This window comes from Protofrankia sp. CiP1_Cm_nod4 (assembly GCF_982290645.1).
Genome location: NZ_CEVIVC010000004.1, coordinates 27,901 through 28,564, shown reverse-complemented (window position 1 = coordinate 28,564; position 664 = coordinate 27,901). Strand labels below are relative to the sequence as shown.

Annotated in this window: 1 protein-coding gene; it reads left to right on the top strand. The window is 67.3% G+C overall.

Annotated elements, in window-relative coordinates; all coding sequences use genetic code 11:
• Positions 1-51: 51 nt before the first annotated feature.
• Positions 52-664, top strand: a 613-nt coding sequence (locus tag AC5LSR_RS01920; protein WP_493468083.1) for a CoA transferase, incomplete at its 3' end; no start/stop codon positions are given.

Here is a 664-nt window from a genome sequence, read left to right as displayed (position 1 = left end):
TGATCGAACGGGCGGGATGCGACGGCGATAGCTTCCAGTGCTGTCTGCTCTGTGAGCGGCGACTGGCGTTACGCATTGCCACTCATCACCTACCATCCGGAGGATCCTGCCGTGGGACCGTTGCGAGGAGTCCGGATTCTTGAGCTCGGCGGTCGGGGGCCGGTGCGGTTCTGCGGAATGCTGCTGGGGGATCTGGGCGCCGAAATCATCTCTGTCGATCGTCCCCGTGAGGCTGACGACATCACGCCGCTGTCCGACGCCGGGCTGGGCCGCCGTCGCAGGCGGGTGCGGCTGGATCTCAGGTCCGCTGCTGGCCGCGCCACCACACTCGAGATCATCAAGCGTGTCGATGCCGTGATCGAAGGCTTTCTTCCGGGCTCGACGGAACGTCTCGGCCTCGGGCCGCAGGACTGCGCACCGCACAATCCAGGCCTTGTCTACGGGCGGCTGACCGGCTGGGGCCAGGGCGGCCCACTGATGACGCAGCCCGGGCACAACATCAACTATCTGGCCGTCTCGGGAGTCCTGGCCCACCTCGGACGAGCCGGGACCCTGCCCTTCCCCCCGATGAACCTTCTTGCCGACGGTGGCGGTGCGATGTTCCTGGCCCTCGGCGTCGTCTCAGCCGTGCTGGAGGCACGATCGTCCGGCGTGGGACAGGTGG